This is a genomic window from Micromonospora sp. C97 (assembly GCF_018070385.1).
Classification (GTDB): Bacteria; Actinomycetota; Actinomycetes; order Mycobacteriales; family Micromonosporaceae; genus Micromonospora; species Micromonospora parva.
The window spans coordinates 113029-136332 of the sequence record NZ_JAGPXU010000013.1; the positions used below are offsets into that span (position 1 = coordinate 113029).

A 23304-nucleotide genomic window follows, 5' to 3' on the forward strand; every position below is an offset into this window, starting at 1 on the left:
TGACCGGCGCCACTGACCTGGACCGGGCCGGACCGGGCCGGGATCGTCGTCCGGGGCCCCTGCCAGGGCCGGACCGTCCGCCCCGGTTGGCGGTGCTCGCGCCTGCGGCCGGGCGGGTATCGTCACGCCGACGGATCGGCCCCGGTCGTCCCGTCGCGTACCCGCCGCCGCTCGCGAGGAGTCGATGATGACCGTCGTGCCGCGCCTGGTGCTCAGCGCGCCGTCCTCTGGGCACGGTAAGAACGCGCTGGCGATCGGGCTGCTCGCCGCCCTGGCCGAGCGCGGGGTCGACGTCGCCGGGTTCAAGCTCGGGCCGGATCACGTCGACGCCGCCTACCTCGGTCTCGCCTCCGGTCGGCCGGGCCGGGTGATCGACCCCCGGCTGGTCGGCGTCGATCGGCTCGCCCCGCTGGTGGCGCACGGCGCCACCGGTGCCGGGCTCGCCGTGGTGCAGGGCAGCATGGGGTTGTACGACTCGGTCGGTGGCCGTCCCGAGCAGGAGTCCACCGCCGCCGCGGCCGCCGCGCTGCGCAGCCCGGTGGTGCTCGTTGTCGACGTGGCCGCGATGGGTCAGTCGGTGGCCGCCCTGGTGCACGGGTTCCGCTCGTACGACGAGCAGTTGTGGCTCGGCGGGGTGATCCTCAACCGGGTGGCGTCGTCGCGGCACGAGGGGATGCTGCGCGAGGCGTTGGACGACGTGGGGGTGCCGGTCTACGGCGCGCTGCGCCGCCAGGACCTGCCGGCGGTGCTGCCGTCGCGGCGGCACGGCGTGGCCCCGGTGGTAGAGGGTTCGGCCGACGCCGTCCGTGCGGTCCGCCGGCTGGGCGAGGCCGTCGCCGCCACCGTCGACCTGGAACGGCTGCTCGGGCTGGCCCGCTCCGCCCCGCCGCTGCCGGCGCCGGCCTGGTCTCCCGAGGAGGCCATCGGCGCGTTCACACCCCCGGCGAACCGTCCGCTGGTGGCGGTGGCCGGTGGGCCCGGCGGCAGCTTCAGCCACCCGGAGACGGCGGAGTTGCTCCGGGCCGCCGGCGCCGAGGTCGTCGTCCTGGACCCGCTGCGCGACGAGGCGCTGCCGGTCGGCACCCGCGCGTTGGTCGTCGGCGGCGCGCTGCCCGAGGCGTACGCCGGGCAGTTGTCGGCCAACCGGCGGCTCTGCATCGCGGTGGCCGAGTTGGCGCGGACCGGCCGTCCGGTGATCGCCGAGGGCGCCGGGCTGCTGTGGCTGGCCCGGGAGTTGGACGGGCTGCCGATGTGCGGTGTCCTGGACGCGGTCGGCGTCAGCCGGGACGGGGTGGTGGCCGGCTACCGGGAGGCGACCGCCCAGACCGACAGTGTGGTCGCCGCCAGCGGCACGGTGCTGGTCGGGCACAAGGCGCACCGTGCGGTGCTCACCCCGCGCGCCGGTCAGCGCCCGGCCTGGAGCTGGGAGGGCGGTGCGCCGGAGGGCTTCGTCTGGCGTAACGTGCACGCCTCGCAGCTCACCGTGCACTGGGCCAGTCATCCGGCGACGGCCACCCGGCTGGTCGCCGCGGCGGCGGCCGACCCGACGGGCGAGGTGGTAGCCGCGCAGTCCGGCGGGGTGCCGGTGTGATCGGTCAGGTGGCGGTGCGCCGATTCCCGGCGTTGACCGTCTCCACCCCGCGTACCGAGGTGCGTCAGCTCACGGCGGCCGACGCGGCGGCGGCCGGGGAGATCTTCGCCGACAAGCTGACCCGGCGTTGGCTGCCGCTGCCCGACGACTCCGGCCCGATCGACGGGTTGGCCTGGTGCACCGATCTGGCCCGGCAGCGGCGCGACAGCGGGGAGGGCGACCACTACGCGGTGGTGCGGCGCGAGGACGACCAGGTGGTGGGCTCGCTGTGGACCCGGCGTACCGACTGGGGCGCCCGCCTCACCGAGATCTCCTACGCGATGGCGGCACCCGCGCGGGGCTTCGGCTTCGCCGCCGAGGCGGTCGACGCGGTGGCCATCGCGCTGATCCTGGAGCACGGCTTCCAACGGGTCGAGCTGCGGGTGGCGCCCGGCAACCTGGCCTCGCGCCGGGTCGCCGAGAAGGCCGGGTTCAGCTACGAGGGTCTGCTGCGTAACGCCGGGTTCGTCAGCGGCGGCCGGGTGGATCTGGAGCTGTGGTCGTTCGTCGCAGCCGACCTGCGCTGAGTCACCGTTGACCTGCGCTGACCCGCGCTGACCCGCGTGCCGGTCAGCCGACGATGGCGTCGGACGGTGGGGTGAACTGGCGGGTCGGGCTGCCCTTCAGGCCGTCGCGCAGGGTCTCCGAGACCGCCTTGATGGGGATCTGGGACTGCCCGTCACCGACCGCGTTGAACGGATTGTCCGGGTCGGAGATGAAGCTCGCCGCCGCCAACTCCGGGGTGTAGCCCACGAACCAGGCCGACCTGGTGCTGTCGGTCGTACCCGTCTTGCCGGCCACCGGGCGTCCGACGGTGCCCCGCACGCTGTCGGCGGTGGACCAGCCGCCGCAGCTGCCGCGCGCCGGGGTGTCGCCGGTGGGGCAGCGGGCCGCGTCGGTGGCTGCCCGCGCGGCGTCCGCGCTGACGACCTGCCGGCACCGTGGCTTGGCCACTTCGCGGTGCAGGCCGCCCGGGGTGGCGTACGTGGCTGGCGTGCCGTCCCGGTTCATGATCGCTTGCACCGGGATGGCCTCGCAGTAGCGGCCGTCGGCGGCGATGGCGGCGTAGGCGTTCGCCATCTCCAGTGGGGTGGCGTCGGAGACGCCCAGGGTGAACGCGCCCCACTTCTTCGCCTTGGCCGGGGATGCCTGTTCCCGGTCGACGTCGGTGCGCCAGCGCAGCCCGAGCTGTTCGGCCAACCGGACCGCCCGGTCCGCGCCGACCTTCTCCTCCAGCCACACGAAGTACGTGTTGACCGATTTGCCGAAGCCGGACCACATGGTCTGCTGACCGGTCATGGCCCCGCTGGCGTTGGAGGGGGCCCAGCCGTCGTACACGGACGACTTGTAGCGGTAGGGCGCGTTGAACGAGGTGGAGAGGGTCATCCCCGAGTCCAGCGCGGCCAACATCGGGAACATCTTGAACGTCGACCCGGCCTGGTAGCCGGCCAGGTCACCGCCGCCGAGCAGCGGCGCGACCGTGTTCGGGTAGTTGGCCTTCACCTTCGGCCCGGCCTCGGGGTTGGAGCTCTGCGGATTCTCGGCCAGGTCCAGCGAGTACGTCCGGTTGACCGCCATCGCCTTCACCCGCCCGGTGCCCGGCTCGGAGACCACGATGCCGTTGGCGAACGGGCTGCCGGTGGCGTCCTTGGCGCCGACGCTCTTCTCCGCCGCCTCCTGGATCTTCGGGTCGAGGCTGAGCACGATCCGGTAGCCGCCCCGCCGCAGGTTGTCCATCCGTTCCAGCCGGTTCGCGCCGAACGCGGGCTGCGCGCTCCACCAGTTCTTCAGGTAGTCGCAGGCGAAGCCCCAGCTGTTGTACTTCTCCGTCACCGCGGCGCAGTCGTGCGGTGGGGTGGTCAGCTTGAGCCGGATCGGCTCGGACTTGGCGGCGGCGGCCGAGTCGGGGGAGAGGTAGCCGAGTTGGCTCATCCGGTCCAGCACGTAGTTGCGCCGGCCGGTGGCCTCCTTCTGGTCGGAGTCGGCCGGGTCGTACTCGGACGGGGACTTCACCAGTCCGGCGAGGGTGGCGGCCTCGACCGGGGTGAGGTCCTTGGGCGTCTTGGAGAAGAAGATCTCGCTGGCCGCGTAGATGCCGTACGCGCGGTGCCCGAAGTACGCCGAGTTCAGGTAGCGCTCCATGATCTGTTCCTTGCTCAGCTCCTTCTCCAGGTCCAGCGCCATCCGCATCTCCTTGACCTTGCGCAGGCTGGTCTGCTGGGTGGCTTCCTGGACCTGCTTGGGCGTGGTCGCGCTGTCCCGCAGGGCCATCCGGACGTACTGCATGGTCAGCGTCGAGGCGCCCTGGGAGCCGCCGGAGCGGGCGTTGGAGACGAAGGCCCGGGCCACGCCCTTCGGGTCGACGCCGTGGTGCTGGTAGAAGCGGGAGTCCTCGGCCGCGACGATCGCCTGCTGGATGTTCGGCGACATGTCCGACAGCTTGGTGTACTGCCGGTACTCCTCGTAGAACATGGTCAGCACGGTCTTGCCGTCGGGGGCGTAGAGGTACGAGGTCTCGGCGGGCAGGGCGGTCTTCAGCACCCGGGTCTTCTGGTCCACGGCGTGCGCGGTGGCCTTCGCGCCGAGCCCGGTGAGGGCGACCAGTGGGTACGCGGCGGCGGCGATCACGATTCCGGCGATCAGCCCGGCACGCAGGAGAGGGACGAGACGACCAGCGGCGGCAAGGGGTCGATTGCTCACCTGGTCAAGTTATGACATTTCCGATTCGTACATGAGAAGAACTCTTAAACCGGCGAGTGGTGACGCGGCTTACGTCGAGATCGGCTGTCCCACCGGCCACCTTCCCGGCAGGATCGCGGACATGTCTGATCAGCCGAGCACGCTCGCCCCACCTACCGGGTTCGAGCCGGACCTCGGGCACCACGGCGACGCGGAGGCCACCGCCGGCCTGATCGACCTCGCCGTCAATGTCCGTCGGGCCCGGCCTCCCGCCTGGCTCGCCGACCCGATCGCCGCGACCCTCACCGACCTGGCCCGCTATCCGGACCCGGCGCCGGCCCGCGCGGCGGTCGCCGCCCGACACCACCGTCACCCGAACGAGGTGCTGCTCACCGCCGGGGCCGCCGAAGGCTTCGTGCTGATCGCCCAGGCGCTGCGCGGCGTCCGCCGCCCGGTGGTGGTGCACCCGCAGTTCACCGAGCCGGAGGCCGCGTTGCGGGCCGCCGGACACCAGGTCGAGCGGGTGCTGCTCGACGCCGCCGACGACTTCCGGCTCGACCCGTCCCGGGTGCCCGCCGACGCCGACCTCGTGATGATCGGCAACCCGACGAACCCGACCTCGGTGCTGCACTCCGCCGGGACGGTGGCCGCGCTGGCCCGCCCCGGCCGGGTGCTGGTGGTCGACGAGGCGTTCGCCGACACCACCACCGCCCCCGGGCACCCCGGCGAGCCGGAGTCGCTGGCCGAACGCCGCGACCTGCCCGGGTTGCTCGTGGTGCGCAGCCTCACCAAGACGTGGGGTCTGGCCGGCCTCCGGATCGGCTACCTGCTCGGCGAAGCGGAACTGCTGTCCCGCCTGGCCGCCGTCCAGCCGCTCTGGGCCGTCTCCACGCCCGCGCTGGCGGCCGCGTCGGCCTGCGCCAGCGTCGTCGCGGTCCAGGCCGAACGCGCCATCGCCGCCGACCTCGCCGCCGACCGCGACCACCTGGTCGCGCGACTGGCCGACCTGCCCGGTGTACGCGTCGTCGGCCGTCCCGCCAGCGCCTTCGTGCTGCTGCACCTGCCGGGCGCCACCCGGATCCGGGCGGCCCTGCGCGAGCGCGGCTGGGCGGTGCGCCGGGGCGACACGTTCCCCGGCCTCGGCCCGGACTGGCTGCGGGTGGCGGTACGTGACCGAAACACCACCGACGCGTTCATCGACGTGCTGCGCGAGACCATGGAGGCATGATGCTGGAGACCACGATCGCGGCGATCCGTCCGGCGGACGAGGCGGCCATGGCCGCCGCCCGGGAGCTGCACGGACGACTGACCAAGCCGGTGGGCTCGCTGGGCGCGCTGGAGGAGCTTTCGGTACGCCTCGCCGGTCTGGCCGGGGCGTGCCCACCGCCGCTGCCCGAGCCGGCCGCGGTGGCGATCTTCGCCGGCGACCACGGGGTGCACGCCCAGGGGGTCAGCCCCTGGCCGCAGGAGGTCACCGCGCAGATGATCGGCAACTTCCTGGCCGGCGGTGCGGTGGTCAACGCGTTCGCCCGGCAGGCTGGTGCCTCGGTCACCGTCGTCGACGTCGGCGTGGCCACCCCGCTGGCCACCGACCCGGCCGCCGCGCCGGCCGGTTCCGACCCGGCGGTGCTCGACCCAGCGGTCACCGGTCCGGCAGTGCTCGACCCGGCAGTGCCCCGGCTGGTCGTCGCGTCGGTCCGCCGGGGCACCAGCGATTTCACTGTGACCACCGCGCTGACCCGGGACGAGGCGCTGGCGGCGGTACAGACCGGCATCCGCATCGCCGACGAGCTGATCGACGCCGGTGCCGGCATCCTGCTCACCGGAGACATGGGCATCGGCAACACCACCCCGGCCGCCGCGCTGATCGCCGCGTTCACCGGCGTCGACGCGCTCGACGCCACCGGTCGGGGCACCGGCGTCGACGACCCGACGTACGCCCACAAGGTGGCGGTGGTGCGGGCCGCGCTGGCCCGGCACACCCCCGACCCGGCCGACCCGCTGGGGGTGCTGGCCGCCGTCGGTGGCCTGGAGCACGCCGCCCTGGCCGGGCTGATCCTGGGTGCCGCGGCGCGCCGCACGCCGGTGCTGCTGGACGGCGTGATCGGGGTCTCGGCCGCCCTCGCCGCCGCCGCGTTCGCCCCGGCTGCGGTCTGCGCGATGGTCGCCGGCCACCGCTCGGCCGAGCCCGGTGCCACAGTGGCGCTGCGCCACCTCGGGCTCGACCCGCTGATCGACCTGGGGCTGCGCCTCGGCGAGGGCACCGGCGCGCTGCTGGCGCTGCCAGTGGTCACCGGCGCGGTCCGGGTGCTGCACGAGGTGGCCACCTTCGACTCCGCCGGGGTGGCCGAGAAGTGACAGCGCGCGACCAACGAGCCGTCCGCCCCGGCGGTGCGGCATGACCGCCAACCCGTACCCGCTCGGGCTGCGCCTGCACGGGCGACGGGTGGTGGTGGTGGGCGGCGGCACGGTCGCCACCCGGCGGGTGCCCGCGCTAATGGACGCCGGTGCGGACGTCCTGCTGGTGGCCCCGGAACTGACCCCGGCGCTGCGCGCCCAGGTCGACGCGGGGCGACTGCACTGGGTGCCGCGCCGGTTCGAACCGGAGGACCTGGACGGCGCCTGGCTGGTCCAGGTCGCCATCGACGACCCGATGGCGGCGGCCTCGGTGAGCGCCGTCGCCGCCGAGCGGCGGATCTTCTGCGTCCGGGCCGACGACCGCACGGCCGCCACCGCCTGGACCCCGGCGGTGACCCGGCACGGCCCGGTCACCGTGGCGGTGCTCGGCGGCGGCGACCCCCGACGGGCGATGACCGTCCGTGACGCGATCCGCGACCTGCTCGCGGTCCGCCTGGGATCGGACGGGACCGCTTCGACGCGGGGCCGGCCCGGCTCTTCGGCCGGTGCGACAGGTGGGACCGACGTGGTCGGCGCGGGCGGTGCGGGCAGTGCGGGCAGTGCGGGCGGTGCGGGCGGTGGGCGGCGGGCCGGGCGGGTGGCGCTGGTCGGGGCGGGGCCTGGTGATCCCGAGCTGATCACGGTCAAGGGCTGGCGGCTGCTCACCGAGGCGGACGTGGTGGTCGCCGACCGCCTGGTGCCCGGCCTGCTCCTGGACGAGCTGCGCCCGGACGTCGAGCTGGTGGACGCCTCGAAGATCCCCTACGGCCCGTCCCGGGCCCAGGAGGAGATCAACCAGATCCTGGTCGACCGGGCCCTGGCCGGCGCCGTCGTGGTCCGGCTCAAGGGCGGCGACCCGTACGTCTTCGGGCGCGGTGGTGAGGAGTTGCTGGCCTGCGCGGCGGCCGGTGTGCCGGTGACAGTGGTCCCCGGGGTGACCAGTTCGATCGCCGCCCCGGCGGCGGCCGGGATTCCGGTCACCCATCGGGGGGTGGCGCACGAGTTCACAGTGGTCTCCGGGCACCTGGCACCCGACTCGCCGGCCTCGCTGGTGCGCTGGGACGCCCTCGCCGGTCTGCACGGCACCCTGGTGATCCTGATGGGGCTGAAGAACCTCGCCGCCATCACTGCCACCCTGATCGCCCACGGTCGGCCGCCGCAGACGCCGGCCGCCGTCGTCCAGGAAGCCACCACCGGCACCCAACGCGTCCTGCGGTCCACGCTGGGCGAGGTGGCCGCCGACCTGCTCGCCGCCGACCTGCGCCCGCCCGCCGTCGTCGTGGTGGGAGACGTGGTGGGCACGCTCGACGGCTGAGGGTCCGTTCCGACCGCGCCGACGACACCGGTCGGGCGTGCCAGGGTGCTCACGGACGAGATCTTGGACAGTTTCCGTCACGTGCTGACGGAAACTGTCCAAGATTGCCAGCGATGGCCGGTGCGGCGAGGGTCAGGACAGCGGGCCGGCGACGTGGCGGTGCCGGCACAGACGACGGGCCGGAGCAGCGCTGCTCCGGCCCGTCGTGGTCTGTCGGTCGACTACTGCTTGAGCATGTTGTCCAGCAGCAGGGCACAGCGGATCAGCCCGAGGTGGCTGTACGCCTGCGGGTGGTTGCCCAGGCCGCGCTCGGCCAGCGGGTCGTACTGCTCGGGGAGCAGGCCGGTCGGGCCGGCGGTCAGCACCATCTGCGCGAACAGCTCCTCGGCGTCGGTGCGCCGACCGGTGCGCAGGTACGCCTCGATCAGCCACGCCGTGCAGATGTGGAAACCGCCCTCGCGGCCGGGCAGGCCGTCGTCCCAGTGGTAGCGGTAGACGACCGGGCCGCTGCGCAGGTCCGCCTCGATCCGCAGGACTGTGGACAGGAAGCGCGGGTCGTCGCCCGGGAGCAGGCCGGAGAGGCCGATCCAGAGCGACGAGGCGTCCATGTCCTCGTCCCCGTACGCGACGCTGTACGCCTCGACGTCGGAGTGCCAGCCGTGCTCCAGCACGTTGGCGCCGATCCGGTCCCGCAGGTCCTTCCACTCGGGCCGGTCCTCGCCGCCGTGCTGGCGCATCACGTGCAGCGCCCGGTCGACCGTCATCCAGCACATCACCTTGGAGAACACGTGGTGCCGGGGTGGCAGCCGGGCCTCCCAGATGCCGTGATCGGGCTCGTGCCAGCGGCGGCGGACCGCCTCGACCATGTTCTCCAGGACCCGCCACTCGTCGTCGCGGACCGAGCCGCGGGCGTCGGCGACGGCCGCGATCAGGTCGGCGATCGGGCCGAAGACGTCCAGCTGCAACTGGTGGTTGGCGAGGTTGCCGACCCGGACCGGCCGGGAGCCGGCGTACCCGGGCAGCGTGTCGATGACCGCCTCGGCGCCCAGCTCGTAACCGTCGATGGTGTAGAGCGGGTGCAGCCGCTCCGGGTGCCCGCCGGTGCGCTCGATGCAGCCGTCCACCCAGCGCAGCAGCGCCTCGGCCTCCTCGACGGAGCCCAGGTCGACCAGGGCGCGGGCGGTCAGCGCGGCGTCGCGCAGCCAGCAGTAGCGGTAGTCCCAGTTGCGGACGCCGCCCAGCTCCTCGGGGAGCGAGGTGGTCGCCGCGGCCAGGATCGAGCCGGTGGCCTCGTGGCAGAGCCCGCGCAGGGTGAGGGCGCTGCGCGCGACCAGGTCACGAGCGGTGGACGGCAGCCGCAGCGAGGCCACCCAGTCCTTCCACGGCTGCTCGGCGGCGGCCTGACGCTCGTGGATCGGCACCCGGTGATGTTCCAGGCTGTGCGTGCCGAAGCGCAGCTCCAGCACGACCTGTCCGCCGGCCGCGGAGAGGTCGACGATCGCCTTGGCGGTCTCGTACCCGCCGTCGTTGCCGACCTCCCACTGCACGCCGGGGGAGTAGAGCGCGACCGGCTCGTTGGAGCCGAGCACCAGCAGGCCGTCGCCGAGTGGCTGCAACTGCACGGCCACCTGGCCGAACTCCGGCCGCGGTGCGAACTCCACCCGGGCCTTGCCGCCGCCGGTCAGCACCCGGACCAGGGTCGAGTCACCGGTGACGACCGCCGGGCCGTCCGGGGTGGTTTCCCGGGCCGGCTTGTCCAACCAGTCGGTGACGGTGAGCCCGGACCAGCGGGTCTCCACTGTCATCGTGCCGGAGCGGTAGCGCTGACCCAGCGGGATGCCGCCGCGTTCCGGGACGATGCTGAAGTGGCCGGCCGGGCTGCCACCGACCAGATCGGCGAAGATCGCCGCCGAGTCCGGCTTGGGGTGGCAGAGCCAGCTCACCTTGGCCTCGGGGGTGAGCAACGCGACGGTACGACCGTTGGCCAGCATGGAGTGCCGCTCGATCGGCACCGCCCGCTCGCCGAACAGCCAGTGCCGGCGGGTCTCCAGCAGCAGCGCGAGTGCCCGCGCGGCCTCCAGCGGGTCGGCCACCCGGTAGCCGGCCTGGGTGTCACCGGGGCCGATCTTGATACCGAGGTCGGGGCCGTGCAGGTTGCCGAACGCGTTCTCGTCGGTGATGTCGTCGCCGATGAACAGCACCGCGCTGGCGGCGAGCTGGGTCCGGAGCTGGTCGACAGCGGTGCCCTTGTGGGTGGCCACCACGGAGAGCTCGATGACCTCCTTGCCCTGGGTCACCGTGACGCCGTCGAACGTGGCCGGACCGTTGAGCACCGCCTCGATGGCCGAGGCCGCGACCTGCGGGTCGATTCCCCGGGTGTGCATGGCGACGCTGGCCGGTTTGCGTTCCAGCCGGATGCCCGGGTGCTCGGCGGCGATCTCGCGCAGCGCGTTGCGGACCTGGGTGCGGACGGCGACCAGCTCGGGCGAGAGCCGCTCGACGAAGCCGATGTCGAACTCGGAGCCGTGGCTGCCGACGAGGTGCACCTCGCTGGGCAGCCGGGAGAGGGCGGCCAGGTCGCGCAGCGCCCGACCGGAGACCACCGCGACGGTGGTCTGCGGCAGCGCGGCGAGTGCGCGGACCGCGGCCACCGACTCGGGCAGCGGGACGGCCGTGCTCGGATCCTCCACGATCGGCGCGAGCGTGCCGTCGTAGTCGCAGGCGACCAGGAGCTGGGGGACCCGGGCGATCCGGCCGATGGCGGCGCGCAGCTCAGGGTCCATGACCCCGGTGGCGATTGCCGCCCCATCGTTGACGGACGTGTTCACTCGGCCTCCGCCTCGGGAACTCCGAGCTCCGAGAGGAAAGACTTGGCCCAGTGGCCCACGTCGTGGGTACGCAGGTGACGTTGCATTGTCCGCATCCGGCGGCGTGCCTCGGTTTTCTCCACGTGCACGGCCCGGAGGAGGGCGTCCTTGACCGCGTCCGGGTCGTGCGGGTTACACAAAAATGCCTGGCGAAGCTCGGTGGCGGCACCGGCGAACTCACTGAGTACGAGCGCTCCACCCTGGTCGGCACGTGATGCTACGTATTCCTTCGCCACGAGGTTCATTCCGTCTCGCAGCGGGGTCACCATCATCACGTCGGCAGCAACGTACATCGCCGCCAGCTCACTGCGACTGTACGACTGATGGAGGTAATGGACCGCCGGCACGCCGACCCGACCGAACTCGCCGTTGATCCGGCCGACCTCGCGCTCCACCTTGACCCGTAGTGCCTGGTAGTGCTCCACGCGCTCGCGGCTGGGCGTGGCGACCTGAACCATGACCGCGTCGGGAACTGTCAACTTTCCGTCAGCCAGCAGTTCCCGGAAGGCCTTGAGCCGCAACTCGATGCCCTTGGTGTAGTCCAGTCGGTCCACGCCCAGGATTATCGTCTTCGGGTCGCCCAGCTCGGCGCGGATCTGCTTGGCCCGGGCCTGGATCGCCGGGTCGGCGGCCATCCGCTCCATTTCCTGGGTGTCGATCGAGATGGGGAAGGCGCCGGCCTTCACCTGCCGACCGTCAACCTGGATCATCTGCCCCTCGTAGCGCAGCCCGAGCAGGTGCCGGGCCAACCGGACGAAGTTCTGCGCGGCCAGCCGCTGCTGGAAACCGACCAGGTCGGCGCCGAGCAGGCCGCGCAGGATCTCGGTGCGGAACGGCATCTGCATGAACAGCTCGATCGGCGGGAACGGGATGTGCAGGAAGAACCCGATCCGCAGGTCCGGGCGCAGCTCACGGAGCATCGCCGGGACCAACTGGAGCTGGTAGTCCTGCACCCAGACCGTCGCGCCCTCGGCCGCCACGTCGGCCGCGGCCTCCGCGAACCGGGCGTTGACCAGGCGGTACGCCTCGCGCCACCGGCGCTTGTAGGCCGGTGTCTCCACCGCGTCGTGGTAGAGCGGCCAGATCGTCGCGTTGGACTGGCCCTCGTAGTAGCGCTCCAGCTCCTCGGCGCTGAGCGGGACCGGGTGCAGCCGGATCCCCTCCAGGTCGAACGGCTCGGGGGCCGCGCCGGTGCCACCGGCCCAGCCGACCCAGGTGCCCTTGTGTTCGGCGAGGACGGGGTGCAGCGCGGTGACCAGCCCGCCAGGGCTACGTCGCCACTGCCGGCCCTCGGGTGTGCTCACCTCGTCGACCGGCAGACGGTTCGCCACTACGACAAAGGAGCTACGGACGGTCACGATCGGCCACCTCCGGGTACTGACGGGTCCACCGCGATGAGCGTACTGAGCGTAGCTGCGGCGTCTTGTGCCTAGTGCCGGAGTCTCCTACCCGCCTCCGTCTGACCGAACCCTGAAGGTGATCTTCTCGACAGCCGCCCTGGTCAGAGGTCGATGATCGGCCATTCCTTGGGCAGCACCTCGCCGAGCAGCTCCCGCCGATCCGTCATGATCGGTACGAGAGGGTGCGCAGCGGCGTCCATCGCCAACTGGGCCAGGTCCATCCGGCCGTTCATCCGGCGCGACCAACCGGCGAGATAGCTGCACATTTCCGGTTCGACGGGGGTGACCTGCACCTGCGGTAGCGCGCCGAGCAGTTCGAGCATCTCCCACTGCTCGGCCGTGGCCCGCTCATGGGCGCCTGCGAGGCACAGTGCGGGCACAAGAACATCCCTGTTGTAGTCGGCGGCCTCCGCGATCCTCTTTCCGACATCCCTGGCGCCGGATGAGTAGGAGAGGAGCGCGGTCGTGTCCAGCGCCAACCCGAACGCGATCACCGGCGTGCCTTCGCCCGCGCCGCGAGGACCTCTGCCTGTAGCCGGGCGGCCTGCTCACGAAGTTCGGGGGTGATGCGTGCCTTGAGCTGCTCCATCTCCGCATGAGCTTCGGCTACGTCCTCGTCGGTGATGACGAAACCGGCGCGCGCGAGCACCTCCCGCGTTTTTTCGCCGGCCATCTGGCGGCGCACGGCTCGGGCTACGAAGGCGGAGACGTTGGGCTCGGTGGCCAACCGGTCGGCCACGTCGTCGGGCACGCTGATGGCGATCTTCTTGGTCATACGGGAACGCTAATTGGTAATACCGCTGTCGGCAAAGAGGCTCACCCGCGTACTCCTAGGGCGGGGTGATGTGGGCGAAGCGCGTCGTACCTGTCAGGATTGACGATGGCGTGCGCGCGGCCGGCTCCCGGCCGGCGGCGGCGGGCGGTCCTCGCAGCCCGCGCCGCGCCGCCGATCAGCGACAGCAACCGACGGAGGTAGCCCGCACCGTGGCCCAGTACATCTACGTCCTGGAAAAGGCGCGCAAGGCGCACGGCGACAAGGTCGTGCTCGACAACGTCACGTTGAGCTTCCTGCCGGGGGCCAAGATCGGTGTGCTCGGCCCCAACGGCGCCGGTAAGTCCAGCCTCCTCAAGATCATGGCAGGGCTGGACAAGCCGAGCAACGGCGAGGCCCGGCTGATGCCCGGCTACACCGTCGGCATGCTCGCCCAGGAGCCCCCGCTCAACGAGGCCAAGACCGTGCTCGGCAACGTCGAGGAGGCGGTCGCCGAGACCAAGGCCAAGCTGGAGCGGTTCAACAAGATCGCCGAGCAGATGGCGACCGACTACTCCGACGAGCTGATGGAGGAGATGGGCAAGCTCCAGGAGGAGCTTGATCACCTCGACGCCTGGGACATCGACTCCAAGCTCGAACTGGCCATGGACGCGCTGCGCTGCCCGCCGCCGGACGCCGACGTGACCCAGCTCTCCGGCGGTGAGCGTCGCCGGGTCGCGCTCTGCAAGCTGCTGCTGGAGGCGCCCGACCTGCTGCTGCTCGACGAGCCCACCAACCACCTGGACGCGGAGAGCGTCTCCTGGCTGGAGCAGCACCTGGCGAAGTACGCCGGCACCGTCATGGCGATCACCCACGACCGGTACTTCCTCGACAACGTGGCCGGCTGGATCCTGGAGCTGGACCGCGGCCGGGCCATCGGGTACGAGGGCAACTACTCCACCTACCTGGAGAAGAAGGCCGCCCGACTGGCCGTCGAGGGTCGCCGCGACGCCAAGATGAAGAAGCGCCTCACCGAGGAGCTGGACTGGGTCCGCTCCAACGCCAAGGCCCGGCAGACCAAGTCCAAGGCCCGCCTGGACCGCTACGACGAGATGGCCAGCGAGGCGGAGAAGACCCGCAAGCTGGACTTCGAGGAGATCCAGATCCCGCCGGGCCCGCGCCTGGGCAGCACGGTGATCGAGGCGAACAACCTCAGCAAGGGCTTCGGTGACCGGCTGCTGATCGACAACCTGTCGTTCTCGCTGCCCCGCAACGGCATCGTCGGCATCATCGGCCCGAACGGCGTCGGCAAGACCACCCTGTTCAAGACCATCGTCGGGCTGGAGCAGCCGACCGGCGGGTCGGTCCGGGTCGGCGAGACGGTCTCCCTGTCGTACGTCGACCAGAACCGGGAGGGCCTCAACGGCGACAAGACCGTCTGGGAGGTCGTCTCCGACGGACTGGACTACCTGATGGTGGGCAAGGTCGAGATGCCGTCGCGGGCGTACATCGCCGCGTTCGGCTTCAAGGGCCCGGACCAGCAGAAGCCGACCAAGGTGCTCTCCGGCGGCGAGCGCAACCGGCTGAACCTGGCGCTGACCCTGAAGATCGGCGGCAACGTCATCCTGCTCGACGAGCCGACCAACGACCTGGACGTGGAGACGCTCTCCAGCCTGGAGAACGCCCTGCTGGAGTTCCCCGGCTGCGCCGTGGTCATCTCCCACGACCGGATGTTCCTGGACCGCGTCGCCACGCACATCCTGGCCTGGGAGGGCGACGACCAGGACCCGGCGAAGTGGTTCTGGTTCGAGGGCAACTTCGAGGCGTACGAGAAGAACAAGATCGACCGCCTCGGCGCGGAGGCCGCCCGGCCGCACCGGGTGACCTACCGCAAGCTGACCCGCGACTGACCGGCGCAGACGGTGTCTGATCGCTTCGTCTACCACTGCACCCTGCGCTGGTCCGACCTGGACGCGTACGGCCACGTCAACAACTCGCGTTTCCTCACCCTGTACGAGGAGGCGCGGGTCGCGTTGATGTTCGCCGGCGGGCGGGCCTGGGGTGTCGGCTCGTTCGCCGACGGGGTGGTGATCCGCCGTCACGAGGTCGACTACCTGCGCCCGGTCGACTACGCGCTCGGCCGGGCAACCGCGGAGGCGGCGCCCACCGTACGGATCGAGCTGTGGGTGGAGGAGATCCGGGCCTCCCGGTTCACCGTCGCCTACGAGCTGTACGACGGCGACGTGCTGGCCAGCCGGGCCCGGTCCGTGCTGGTGCCGTTCGACCTGACCCGTCAGGTGCCCCGGCGGATCACCACCGAGGAACGGGACTTCCTACTCACGTACGCACCGCAGGGCGGTGTGGGGTGACCCGGCCGGGCACCGCTGGGCCGGGCCGGGTGGCGGCGTCGACGCACGGTGTCGCCGGGGTGGCCGACGCGGGCGCCTTCCTGGCCCGACTGGTCCGCCTGGACCCGGCCGCGCCGGTCCGGCTGCGGCCGGCCGGCGCACCCGGCCGGGTCGCGCTGTGGGCCCGGCTGCCGTGGCAGGTTCTGGTGGTCCGCACCGTTGCCGGCGGGCCGGCCGACGGTGCCGCTGAGGACGTCACGGTGGCCGCCGCGGAGCTGCTCGCCGAGCTGGAGCGCGGCGGTACGGCCCTGCCGGCCCGGCGGGACGCCCAGTGGCGGTGGCCGCTGCCGCTGGCGCGGAGCCAGCAGGTGGAGGCGCTGCCCGTCGCCGAGCTGCGACGGATCGCGGACGCGGCGGCGGGCACCCTGCGGACGGCGAGCGAGCAGGGTGTCGCCGGCCGGGCTGTGGGCCAGCGGGCGCTGCGCGACGCGTTGCTCGACCACGTGGCGGTGCTGATCACCCCGGACGGGACGCCCGCCGCGCCGGTCGAGGTGCCGCAGCGGCTGGTGCAGGGGGTGGTCCGGATGGGCTTCCTCGGCGCCGCCGACGGCTCGTCGGCCGGCGAGGGCGGGGGCACCGTTCAGGTGCGGGTGGCCGGTCGTTGGGTCGGCCTGGTGGGACCGCACGGAGCGGCGTGGTTGCAGAAGGCCACGGATCTTGCCGTGACGCCCCTGAGCGCTCGTCCGAACGGATGACCCCGGTTCATTCTTCTGGTCAGGGGCGGTCGTTGGGGGGGTGCTTCAACCCGGCTGTCCGGGTACCGTCCATCCTCGGATCCAACGCACCGTAGGCGACTGGATCCGCTGGGGAGTGAGGTGCGCGAGCGATGCCGTGGTGGTCATGGCGCCCCGGTCCCGCCGACGGCGGCGATCCGGAAACCCGAAGCGGGATCACAGTCGACAGTGCGGTCCGGATTGGTCCGCCCAGCCCTCGCCAGCCGGGGGACGACTGCCCGTCCAACGAGCGGCCAGTGCTGACCGAGATGCCCGCCACCGTCGAGCCGGTGAGCCTGCGCCGGGTCTGTGACGCACTCGATCTACTGGACGTGCGCTACCTGGCCGACGGCGACGGCAACCTGCTGGCGATGTGGGAGCGGCACGCGGTGCTGGTCACCCTGGAAGGCCCCGAGGACGAGATCCTCGTCATGCGGGCCCGTCCGCACGCCACGGTCCCGCCGGACTGGGCCGACCGGGCGTACCGGGTGGTCAACGAGTGGAACCACACCCGCCGGTTCTGCAAGGCGTACATCGGTGACCCGACCGAGCGCGGTCAGTTGCCGATCTACGCGGAGCTTCAGGTCCCGCTCGGTGCCGGCACCCACGACGCGCTGTTGGTCGAGATGCTCGACTGTGGCGCGGCGGTCGCCACCAGCTTCGTGGACTGGCTGCACGACGAGGGCGCGCTGCTCTGACGGTGTGGCGGGCCGGGCGGGTCAGACGCCGTGGGCGGGGTCGTCCTCGACGTTGACCATGAAGTACGCGGCCCGCTCCAGGTAGTCCCAGAGGGTGCCGGCGATCTCCGGCTCAAGGTCGAGTCGATCCACGGCCCGGCGCATGTTCCGCAGCCAGGCGTCCCGTTCGGCCGCGCCGATCCGGAACGGCGCGTGCCGCATCCGCAGCCGCGGGTGCCCGCGCTGGGCGGAGTAGGTGTTCGGCCCGCCCCAGTACTGCATCAGGAACAGGGTCATCCGGTCCGCGGCCGGGCCCAGGTCCTCCTCCGGGTACATGGGGCGCAGCAGGGGATCGGTGGCGATACCGGCGTAGAACTCGTCGACCAGCCTGCGGAAGGTGGGTTCGCCGCCGACCGCCTCGAAGAGGGTCATCGACGCACCGGGACGGTCGGATTCGCCTGCGGAAGTCACAGTTCCATCCTGCCAGGTGCGCCCCGGGCCGACCCGACCCGCACGGCGTGCGTCGGATCACGCCGGGTCGACGCCCCCCGATGTCGGGCGTCCGACCCGCTCGTGTCGACCTCGGCGCGACGGGTCAGGTGACGGCGTGCCGGCGGTGTCCGTCACCGGCGTGCGGGTCGGCGGTGGCGCCTCCCGGCGAGCGGTCACCGGGAGGGCCGTCGGGTCCGACGGCCGGCGGCTCGACGTTGGCCTTCGCAGCGGCGGTGATCGCGTCGTCCACCGTCTGCCGGTCCGGCCAGCGCAGCGTGGCCACCGCCATGAGCACCACCCCGGCCGCGCTCCACACCCCGACCACGATCGGGATCGGGAACCGGTCGGCGAGCACCCCGGTGACCAGCACCGCGAAACCCTGGATGACCTGCACACCGGTGGCCATCACGCCGAAGGCGCGGGCCCGGAACCCGTCCGGCAGCGCCTGGACGAACAACCCGTTGGCCATCGGCATCATGCCGGCGACCGCGAACCCGCAGAGCGCGGCGAGCAGCGCGACCATCAACGGCGGGGGGTCGAGGAGGGCCGGCACGAGCATCAGGGGGGCGAGCACCGCGAGCGGCCGCATCAGCTTCAGTCGGCGGGCCGGCCCGAACAGGCGACTCACCAGCAACCCGCCGAGGATGAAGCCGATCGGGTTCGCCATCATGATCGCTGCCTGGGCGGTGCCCGCACTGACGGCGCCGCGACTCTCGTCGTTGGCCCAGGCCGCGGCCAGCCCTTCGGGAACGATCGAGAAGAGCATCGCGCTGAACACCAGCACCGCGATGGCCCGCAGCACCGGTGTGCCGAACACGATGCCGAACCCCTGGCGGGTCTCGCGCAGCAGGTGACTGCGGTGCGCCGGGTTCATCACCGCCGGGCGGTCGCGCACGCCCAGGCGTACCAGCAGCGCCGAGAGGCCGAACGTGGCCGCGTTGAACAGCAGCGCCACCTCCGGGGTGATCGCGGCGAGAGCGGCGCCGAAGGCGTACCCCACCACCTGGGCGGCCTGCCCGACGCTGCTGTTCAGCGACAGACCCAGCACCAGTCGGTCCCCGGTGAGCAACTGCGGGATCAGCGCGGACTTCGCCGCCTGGCTCGGTGGGTTGGCCAAGGTGGCGGCGAAGATGAGCACCAGCACCGCCTGGTACGGCAGGCTCGGAATGGCGATGAGCAGCATCAGCGCCATCCGGATGAGGTCGCATGCCACCATCACCCGCCGGTACGGGTACCGCTCCGCGAGTGCGGCGAGCACCGGACCACCGAGCAGCCAGGGCAGGAAGCTGACGGCGAAGGCGGCCGCGGAGAGCGCGACGGACCGGGTCTGCTGGAAGACGAGCAGGGTGACGGCGGCCTTCGCTACATAGTCGCCGACCCAGGAGAGCGCGCTGGCCACGAACACAGCCCGGAACTCGCGCTGGGAGAACACTTCGCGAAATGTGGCCGGGCCTTCCGCGGAAGGTCGCTCGTTAGGCACCGTCGCCTCCATCGGCCCCGGCTTGGCCGCTCGTGGCAGCACGGCCGGAAGCTCTCGTCAGATCTACGGATCAGCGAGGATGTGATCACGCTTTGGTGGGAACGCGTGTTCCGGATTCTGCCCGATCGTCTGACAACTAGCTAGGTCGAACGGGTCGTTCGTCGCCTCCCCGACTGAACGAACGGACGATACCCGAGGGGCCGGCCGGCTCGCGACCCCTGAATCGCAGGACGATGTCGCCGGGTCAGGTGGCGCCGCCCTGACCAGTCTCACCGTCGGACAGCGGGCGGGTCGAGAGACCGGGATAGATGCGGGCCGCCGCGATCTGCGCGGTGATCCCCGAGTTCTCCAGGGCCTCCGCGAGCCGCCGACGCAACTCCCGACCCACAGCGAACTGCCCGTCCGCGGTCGTCTTCACCACTGTGCGGATCACCGCGCCGTCCACCGTCACCTGTTCGACCCCCAGCACCTCGGGTGCCTCCACGATCTCCGGCGACAGCTCCGGGTCCATCGCGACCGAGGCGGCAGCGGTCCGCAGCACCGCGGTGGCCTCCTCGGTGCTGTTGAAGCCGATCGGCAGGTCCACCACCACGAGGGCCCAGCCCTGGCTCTTGTTGCCCACCCGGATGATCTCGCCGTTGCGGATGTACCAGAGCACGCCCCGGCCGTCGCGCACCGTGGTGACCCGCAGGCCGACCGACTCGACCACACCCATCGCCTCGCCCAGGTCGACGTTGTCGCCCACGCCGTACTGGTCCTCGATCAGCATGAAGAGGCCGGCTATCAGGTCCTTCACCAGACTCTGCGCACCGAAGCCCAGCGCGACGCCGGCGATCCCCGCGCTGGCCAGCAGCGGAGCCAGGTCGAAGCTGAACTCGCGAAGGATCATCAGCAGCGCGATGCCGAAGACGAACGCGGTGGTCAGGCTGCGCAGCACCGACCCGATCGCCTCGGCCCGCTGCCGTCGTCGCTCGGGGACGAACTCGGCCGGGTCGGCCGCGGCGGTGGGCACCCGCTCGCGCAGCGGCCGCAGCATCGTCGGCACCGCGCCGTCGGTGGTCGTCCGCACCAACCGGTTGATCGTCCGGTGCAGCGCCCACCGGGCCACCATCGCCAGCGCCAGGATCAGCAGCACCCGAAGCGGTTTGAGCAGGATCCAGTAGCTGCCCTCGGCGAACCAGCCGGACCCGGTGATCCGGTAGATCCACTCGCAGGAGGTGCTGCCCTGGCAGCTCACCGAGACGGCGTCGGACAGGGCTAGGGGCGTCACGCTGGCGGCACTCACCCTGTCTTCGTACCGTAAGGAGACCGGGCGTCCGCCGCCGACCCACCGGCCGGTGATTCCACCGGCAGGCTTGCCTGCCGGTCGTTGCTCACCCTCTCGCGGGCAACTCGGCGCGCAGCCGTTCGTACTCGGCGTGACTGCCGATCGCCGCCCGGTGTTCGGGGTGCGCGACGTAGTGCCCGATGGCAGAGGCGAGGAATCCCGGATCGACGACGTCCGTCCGCAACGCCCGCCGGCTGCGCGGGATGCCGCGCCCCCGAACCAGTTCGGGTTCCGTGATCCGCATCGCCAGCCACGGACGACTGTCGGTCGCCGGGGGAACCTGCGGCGCCAGCATTGCCTCCCACGGCACGGTGAGCGAGCCCAGCGGCCAGGTCTGCCGTACCCCGGACGGATGCAGGCGTACCCCGTGACCCCGCCACGCCCGCGTGATCACCAACGCGGCCAGGAGCAACCAGAGAAGATTGAAAACCAGGTCGAACGTCGACAGAGTGCCCTCGCTGGTCGAGCGGATCAGCGCGCCGAGGCAGAGCGACGCGGGCCCGAGGTAGCCCAGGGCGAAGAACACCATCCAGGCCGGACCAGGGGTGGCGAAGGCGGGAACCTGCGGCCGCACCACGAAGTAGGCCGGACGGACCCCCATGAGGAACACCGACAGGACCAGCGCCGCCAGGGACAGCAACAGCAGGACGCGGGTCCCCACGGTGGAACCCGGGGCGGCGGCGTTCACGCAGGCAAGGACAAGCCCGAGCGCCAGGACGACGTGCCGGTGGCGCACGGTGGCGGCGGAAAGTCTGTCGATCATGCCCGTGACCATAGGTGTCGATGGCCACTGCCGCAGCTACCCGACCCGGCAGGGGTGATCCGCTTACCAGAAGAGAGATTAGTACGTGCAATCCGGGGTCCGATCAGGGACTATTGGCGCAACGGACGTCGGTGATCGGCCCGGCGTCGACCGTGTGGGCCGTTGTGCCCGGCCCCGGTCGGCGGCGGTCCCCAGCAGCCGCTGAACCGGGAGGGTGAGCGCGATGCCTGACATACGACCCACGGTGGGCTCCGGCGCGTTGGTCCTCAACGCCACCTACGAGCCGCTGTGTGTCGTGTCGGTGCGTCGCGCCGCGATCCTCGTCCTCTCCGCCAAGGCGGTCTGCGTCGCCGATGGTGACGGCATCCTGCACAGCGCCCGGGACGCGCTCCCGGTGCCGTCGGTGGTCCGGCTGACGCGCTTCGTCCGGGTGCCGTACCGAACGCATGTCGGGCTGTCCCGGCGGGCGATCTTCGCCCGGGACGGGTGGCGGTGCGCCTACTGCCGGGGCCCGGCCGAGACCATCGACCACGTCTTCCCGCGCAGCCGGGGCGGCCGGCACGCCTGGGAGAACGTCGTCGCCGCGTGCGCCAGGTGCAACCACACCAAGGGCGACAAGACCCCGGCCGAGATGGGGTGGCGGTTACACGCGTTGCCGGCCGCCCCGAAGGGCACCGCCTGGCGGGTCCTCGGGCACCGCGCCCCCGACCCCCGCTGGGCCGACTGGTTGGACCTGCGGGAGCCCGAGGCCGCCGCCTGACGTCGAGGGGCGTGGTCAGGCTCCGGACTGCGGGTGGGGTGCCCGGCGGGTCGCGCGTTCGTGGCGGTCGACAGCCCGGCGGTGCGCGACCGCGAGCAGCCGGTCGATCTCGGGCAGCAGGTGCGGGCCGGGCATGACGACGCTGGCGAACCCGTACAGGGCGTAGCCCGGGTGCGGCGCGAGGGTGTCCAGCCGGGCGAAGTCGAACTCGTGCCGGTGCTCCTCGAACTCCTTGGGCGGGAAGCCGAACAGCCGCTCGAACTCGGCCCGGCCGAGGTCCAGGTTGAGGCGGAAGACGCCGGGGCGGTCGAGCTGTGCGGCCTCGTCGAAGCCGGGCACGTCGTGCTCGACGATGGTGGCGAACGGCTGGCGGCGGTCCGGGCCCACGTGGAAGAACCGGTCGCCCCACGCCGCCTCGGGTGATCCGTTCTCCTCGCTCGCCACCACCTGCTCGACGTCGGGCAGTGCGAGGATCCGATCGGCGAGCACCGCCGCGTCGACACCGGTCGGGATGTGCAGGACCAGGTCGGCGTGGTCGATCGTGGCCTGATCCAGCGGGAAGTAGCGGTAGTCGTGCGTCCGCCGCTCGGCCGGCGCGATGTCGGCCGCCGGCAGGTACCGGGGCAGGCCGGCCTGCTGCTGGAGCCTGCCCTCGTAGGTCGAACCGGCGGGCGCTCCGATGCCGAGCGCCGGGCTCGCGCCGAGGCTGCCGGCGATCACCGCGTACCGGTCACCCAGCAGCGCCGCGACGATCGCACCGGCGCCGGCCCAGGTCAGCTGCCTGTCGGCGAGCATCATCGTGCTCTGGTGGCGTTGCAGGTGCGCGTTGTGCGCGAAGACCACTGTGGGTCCGCGATGGGCCTCGACGGCCCGGATCGCGAGCAGGTTCTCGGCCATGAGCGCGTCCCGGACCGCGGCCAGGCGGTTGAAACGTTCCTCCTGCGCCACCGAGGTGGCGGCTGCGGCGTGGTAGCGCAGCAACTCCACTGCGGCCGTGGCGTGCACTAACGCCGCCGACCAGCCCTCGGACCTGGCCGGTGCCCGCAGGTACAGCTCGGTCAGCAGGTCGTCGGCGATCACCCGCAGACGCTGCGCGTCCGCCGAACGCCCGACCGACCGGCCCGGCTCCCAGATCGCGGCCGGGTCACTCCACCGCGCCTCGTCCCCGATCAGGTCGTCGATCTCGGCGGACCGGTCCACGCCCAGGAAGTGGCAGACCTGGCGGAGGTGGTGGCGTGGGCTCGGCGCGCTGTCCAGCTCGACCGGGGCGTCGAAGCCGTGGAACGTCAATCGCTCCGCGTCCGGCCGTCCGGCGTTCCACTCCCGCATCCGCAGCAGCAGGTCGCGGTTGGCCGGGTACGCGCCGAACCCGTGGCTGAACCCTTCGGCGAGCGCACGGTCGAGCGTCACGTCGGCGACGCCCCGCACGAACTCGTCGGCGATCAGCCCGGCCGCCCGGTCGCTCTCCAGGGCGATCGAGCGGTATCCGTGCTCCGCCAGCGACAGGAAGGCCTCGTTGCGCAGCTGCAGGAAGGCGGATTCACCGTGCGTCGGTTCACCGAGCGCGAGAAGGTCCGGGGATGCCGCCAGCAGGTCGAGAAAAGATGCCATTCCATGAACCGTATCGTTGAACCAGCGTTTGAGA

General features: G+C 72.0%; 20 protein-coding genes. 10 read left to right on the top strand and 10 right to left on the bottom strand.

The features are described from left to right. Window positions 1–187: 187 nt before the first annotated feature. Entirely contained in the window at window positions 188–1591 is a 1404-nt protein-coding gene (locus tag KBX26_RS18905) for a cobyrinate a,c-diamide synthase (RefSeq protein WP_210866013.1), read from the top strand. Beyond that, on the top strand, window positions 1588–2157 hold the full coding sequence (locus KBX26_RS18910) for a GNAT family N-acetyltransferase (RefSeq protein ID WP_210866014.1): 570 nt from the start codon (window positions 1588–1590) through the stop codon (window positions 2155–2157). The genes KBX26_RS18905 and KBX26_RS18910 overlap by 4 nt, the downstream gene beginning before the upstream one ends. Window positions 2158–2200: 43 nt before the next feature. On the opposite strand, the gene KBX26_RS18915 is transcribed toward KBX26_RS18910, so the two are convergent. Beyond that, window positions 2201–4330 (bottom strand): transglycosylase domain-containing protein, encoded by a 2130-nt coding sequence (locus KBX26_RS18915; protein ID WP_210866015.1) that lies wholly within the window; start codon window positions 4328–4330, stop codon window positions 2201–2203. Window positions 4331–4451: 121 nt separating this feature from the next. On the opposite strand from KBX26_RS18915, the gene cobC reads away from it, so the two are divergent. Genes cobC through cobA form a run of 3 tightly spaced genes read left to right on the top strand, consistent with a single transcriptional unit; the run spans window position 4452 to window position 8021 of the window. Then, on the top strand, window positions 4452–5537 hold the full coding sequence (gene cobC / locus KBX26_RS18920; protein ID WP_210866016.1) for an Rv2231c family pyridoxal phosphate-dependent protein CobC: 1086 nt from the start codon (window positions 4452–4454) through the stop codon (window positions 5535–5537). After that, window positions 5537–6667, top strand: a complete 1131-nt coding sequence (cobT, locus tag KBX26_RS18925) for a nicotinate-nucleotide--dimethylbenzimidazole phosphoribosyltransferase (RefSeq protein WP_030333444.1) — start codon at window positions 5537–5539, stop codon at window positions 6665–6667. Before cobC ends, cobT begins: the two co-directional genes overlap by 1 nt. 40 nt (window positions 6668–6707) lie before the next feature. Next, a complete protein-coding gene (cobA, locus tag KBX26_RS18930; RefSeq protein WP_210866017.1) occupies window positions 6708–8021 on the top strand; it encodes a uroporphyrinogen-III C-methyltransferase in 1314 nt (437 codons plus the stop codon). Between the two features lie 221 nt (window positions 8022–8242). Here the strand turns inward: cobA and otsB are convergent, their stop codons facing one another. From otsB to KBX26_RS18950, 4 genes are all read right to left on the bottom strand, one after another. Next, entirely contained in the window at window positions 8243–10804 is a 2562-nt protein-coding gene (gene otsB / locus KBX26_RS18935; RefSeq protein WP_051708603.1) for a trehalose-phosphatase, read from the bottom strand. Between the two features lie 41 nt (window positions 10805–10845). Continuing rightward, on the bottom strand, window positions 10846–12246 hold the full coding sequence (locus tag KBX26_RS18940; protein WP_030333449.1) for a trehalose-6-phosphate synthase: 1401 nt from the start codon (window positions 12244–12246) through the stop codon (window positions 10846–10848). 143 nt (window positions 12247–12389) lie between these two features. Next, complete coding sequence (locus KBX26_RS18945) at window positions 12390–12782, bottom strand: hypothetical protein (protein WP_210866018.1); 393 nt, start codon at window positions 12780–12782, stop codon at window positions 12390–12392. After that, entirely contained in the window at window positions 12779–13063 is a 285-nt protein-coding gene (locus tag KBX26_RS18950) for a hypothetical protein (RefSeq protein WP_156057614.1), read from the bottom strand. The genes KBX26_RS18945 and KBX26_RS18950 overlap by 4 nt, the downstream gene beginning before the upstream one ends. Before the next feature lie 209 nt (window positions 13064–13272). On the opposite strand from KBX26_RS18950, the gene ettA reads away from it, so the two are divergent. The 4 genes from ettA to KBX26_RS18970 all read left to right on the top strand — a co-directional run bounded on the left by ettA (window position 13273) and on the right by KBX26_RS18970 (window position 16858). Next, window positions 13273–14949, top strand: a complete 1677-nt coding sequence (gene ettA / locus KBX26_RS18955; protein WP_030333455.1) for an energy-dependent translational throttle protein EttA — start codon at window positions 13273–13275, stop codon at window positions 14947–14949. A gap of 12 nt (window positions 14950–14961) precedes the next feature. Next, window positions 14962–15408: a thioesterase family protein gene (locus KBX26_RS18960; RefSeq protein WP_030333456.1), complete on the top strand. Its 447-nt coding sequence runs from the start codon at window positions 14962–14964 to the stop codon at window positions 15406–15408. Continuing rightward, window positions 15405–16142, top strand: a complete 738-nt coding sequence (locus KBX26_RS18965) for a hypothetical protein (RefSeq protein WP_210866019.1) — start codon at window positions 15405–15407, stop codon at window positions 16140–16142. The genes KBX26_RS18960 and KBX26_RS18965 overlap by 4 nt, the downstream gene beginning before the upstream one ends. A 131-nt stretch (window positions 16143–16273) precedes the next feature. Next, window positions 16274–16858 (top strand): YbjN domain-containing protein, encoded by a 585-nt coding sequence (locus KBX26_RS18970; protein ID WP_030333460.1) that lies wholly within the window; start codon window positions 16274–16276, stop codon window positions 16856–16858. Window positions 16859–16879: 21 nt separating this feature from the next. Here KBX26_RS18970 and KBX26_RS18975 read toward each other — a convergent pair whose 3' ends face one another. From KBX26_RS18975 to KBX26_RS18990, 4 genes are all read right to left on the bottom strand, one after another. Further along, complete coding sequence (locus KBX26_RS18975) at window positions 16880–17269, bottom strand: globin (RefSeq protein ID WP_081883881.1); 390 nt, start codon at window positions 17267–17269, stop codon at window positions 16880–16882. A 163-nt stretch (window positions 17270–17432) separates the two neighbouring features. Beyond that, window positions 17433–18821: an MFS transporter gene (locus KBX26_RS18980; RefSeq protein WP_051708604.1), complete on the bottom strand. Its 1389-nt coding sequence runs from the start codon at window positions 18819–18821 to the stop codon at window positions 17433–17435. A gap of 232 nt (window positions 18822–19053) precedes the next feature. Further along, on the bottom strand, window positions 19054–20064 hold the full coding sequence (locus KBX26_RS18985) for a mechanosensitive ion channel family protein (protein ID WP_245233667.1): 1011 nt from the start codon (window positions 20062–20064) through the stop codon (window positions 19054–19056). A gap of 118 nt (window positions 20065–20182) precedes the next feature. After that, on the bottom strand, window positions 20183–20899 hold the full coding sequence (locus KBX26_RS18990) for a hypothetical protein (RefSeq protein ID WP_156057617.1): 717 nt from the start codon (window positions 20897–20899) through the stop codon (window positions 20183–20185). A 223-nt stretch (window positions 20900–21122) separates the two neighbouring features. Here KBX26_RS18990 and KBX26_RS18995 point away from each other — a divergent pair, with 223 nt between their 5' ends. Next, window positions 21123–21659, top strand: coding sequence for an HNH endonuclease (locus KBX26_RS18995; RefSeq protein WP_030333470.1), 537 nt, complete (start codon window positions 21123–21125; stop codon window positions 21657–21659). A gap of 15 nt (window positions 21660–21674) precedes the next feature. On the opposite strand, the gene KBX26_RS19000 is transcribed toward KBX26_RS18995, so the two are convergent. Further along, complete coding sequence (locus tag KBX26_RS19000; protein ID WP_210866020.1) at window positions 21675–23270, bottom strand: DUF6194 family protein; 1596 nt, start codon at window positions 23268–23270, stop codon at window positions 21675–21677. Window positions 23271–23304: the final 34 nt, after the last annotated feature.

Coding starts and splice junctions, on each gene's coding strand:
- cobA (WP_210866017.1), top strand. CDS start 6,708: ATGACCGCCAACCCGTACCCGCTCGGGCTGCGCCTGCACGGGCGACGG.
- otsB (WP_051708603.1), bottom strand. CDS start 10,804: ATGGACCCTGAGCTGCGCGCCGCCATCGGCCGGATCGCCCGGGTCCCC.
- KBX26_RS18905 (WP_210866013.1), top strand. CDS start 188: ATGACCGTCGTGCCGCGCCTGGTGCTCAGCGCGCCGTCCTCTGGGCAC.
- KBX26_RS18950 (WP_156057614.1), bottom strand. CDS start 13,063: ATGACCAAGAAGATCGCCATCAGCGTGCCCGACGACGTGGCCGACCGG.
- cobT (WP_030333444.1), top strand. CDS start 5,537: ATGCTGGAGACCACGATCGCGGCGATCCGTCCGGCGGACGAGGCGGCC.
- KBX26_RS18990 (WP_156057617.1), bottom strand. CDS start 20,899: ATGATCGACAGACTTTCCGCCGCCACCGTGCGCCACCGGCACGTCGTC.
- KBX26_RS18970 (WP_030333460.1), top strand. CDS start 16,274: ATGCCGTGGTGGTCATGGCGCCCCGGTCCCGCCGACGGCGGCGATCCG.
- cobC (WP_210866016.1), top strand. CDS start 4,452: ATGTCTGATCAGCCGAGCACGCTCGCCCCACCTACCGGGTTCGAGCCG.
- KBX26_RS18980 (WP_051708604.1), bottom strand. CDS start 18,821: ATGGAGGCGACGGTGCCTAACGAGCGACCTTCCGCGGAAGGCCCGGCC.
- KBX26_RS19000 (WP_210866020.1), bottom strand. CDS start 23,270: ATGGCATCTTTTCTCGACCTGCTGGCGGCATCCCCGGACCTTCTCGCG.
- KBX26_RS18995 (WP_030333470.1), top strand. CDS start 21,123: ATGCCTGACATACGACCCACGGTGGGCTCCGGCGCGTTGGTCCTCAAC.
- KBX26_RS18975 (WP_081883881.1), bottom strand. CDS start 17,269: ATGACCCTCTTCGAGGCGGTCGGCGGCGAACCCACCTTCCGCAGGCTG.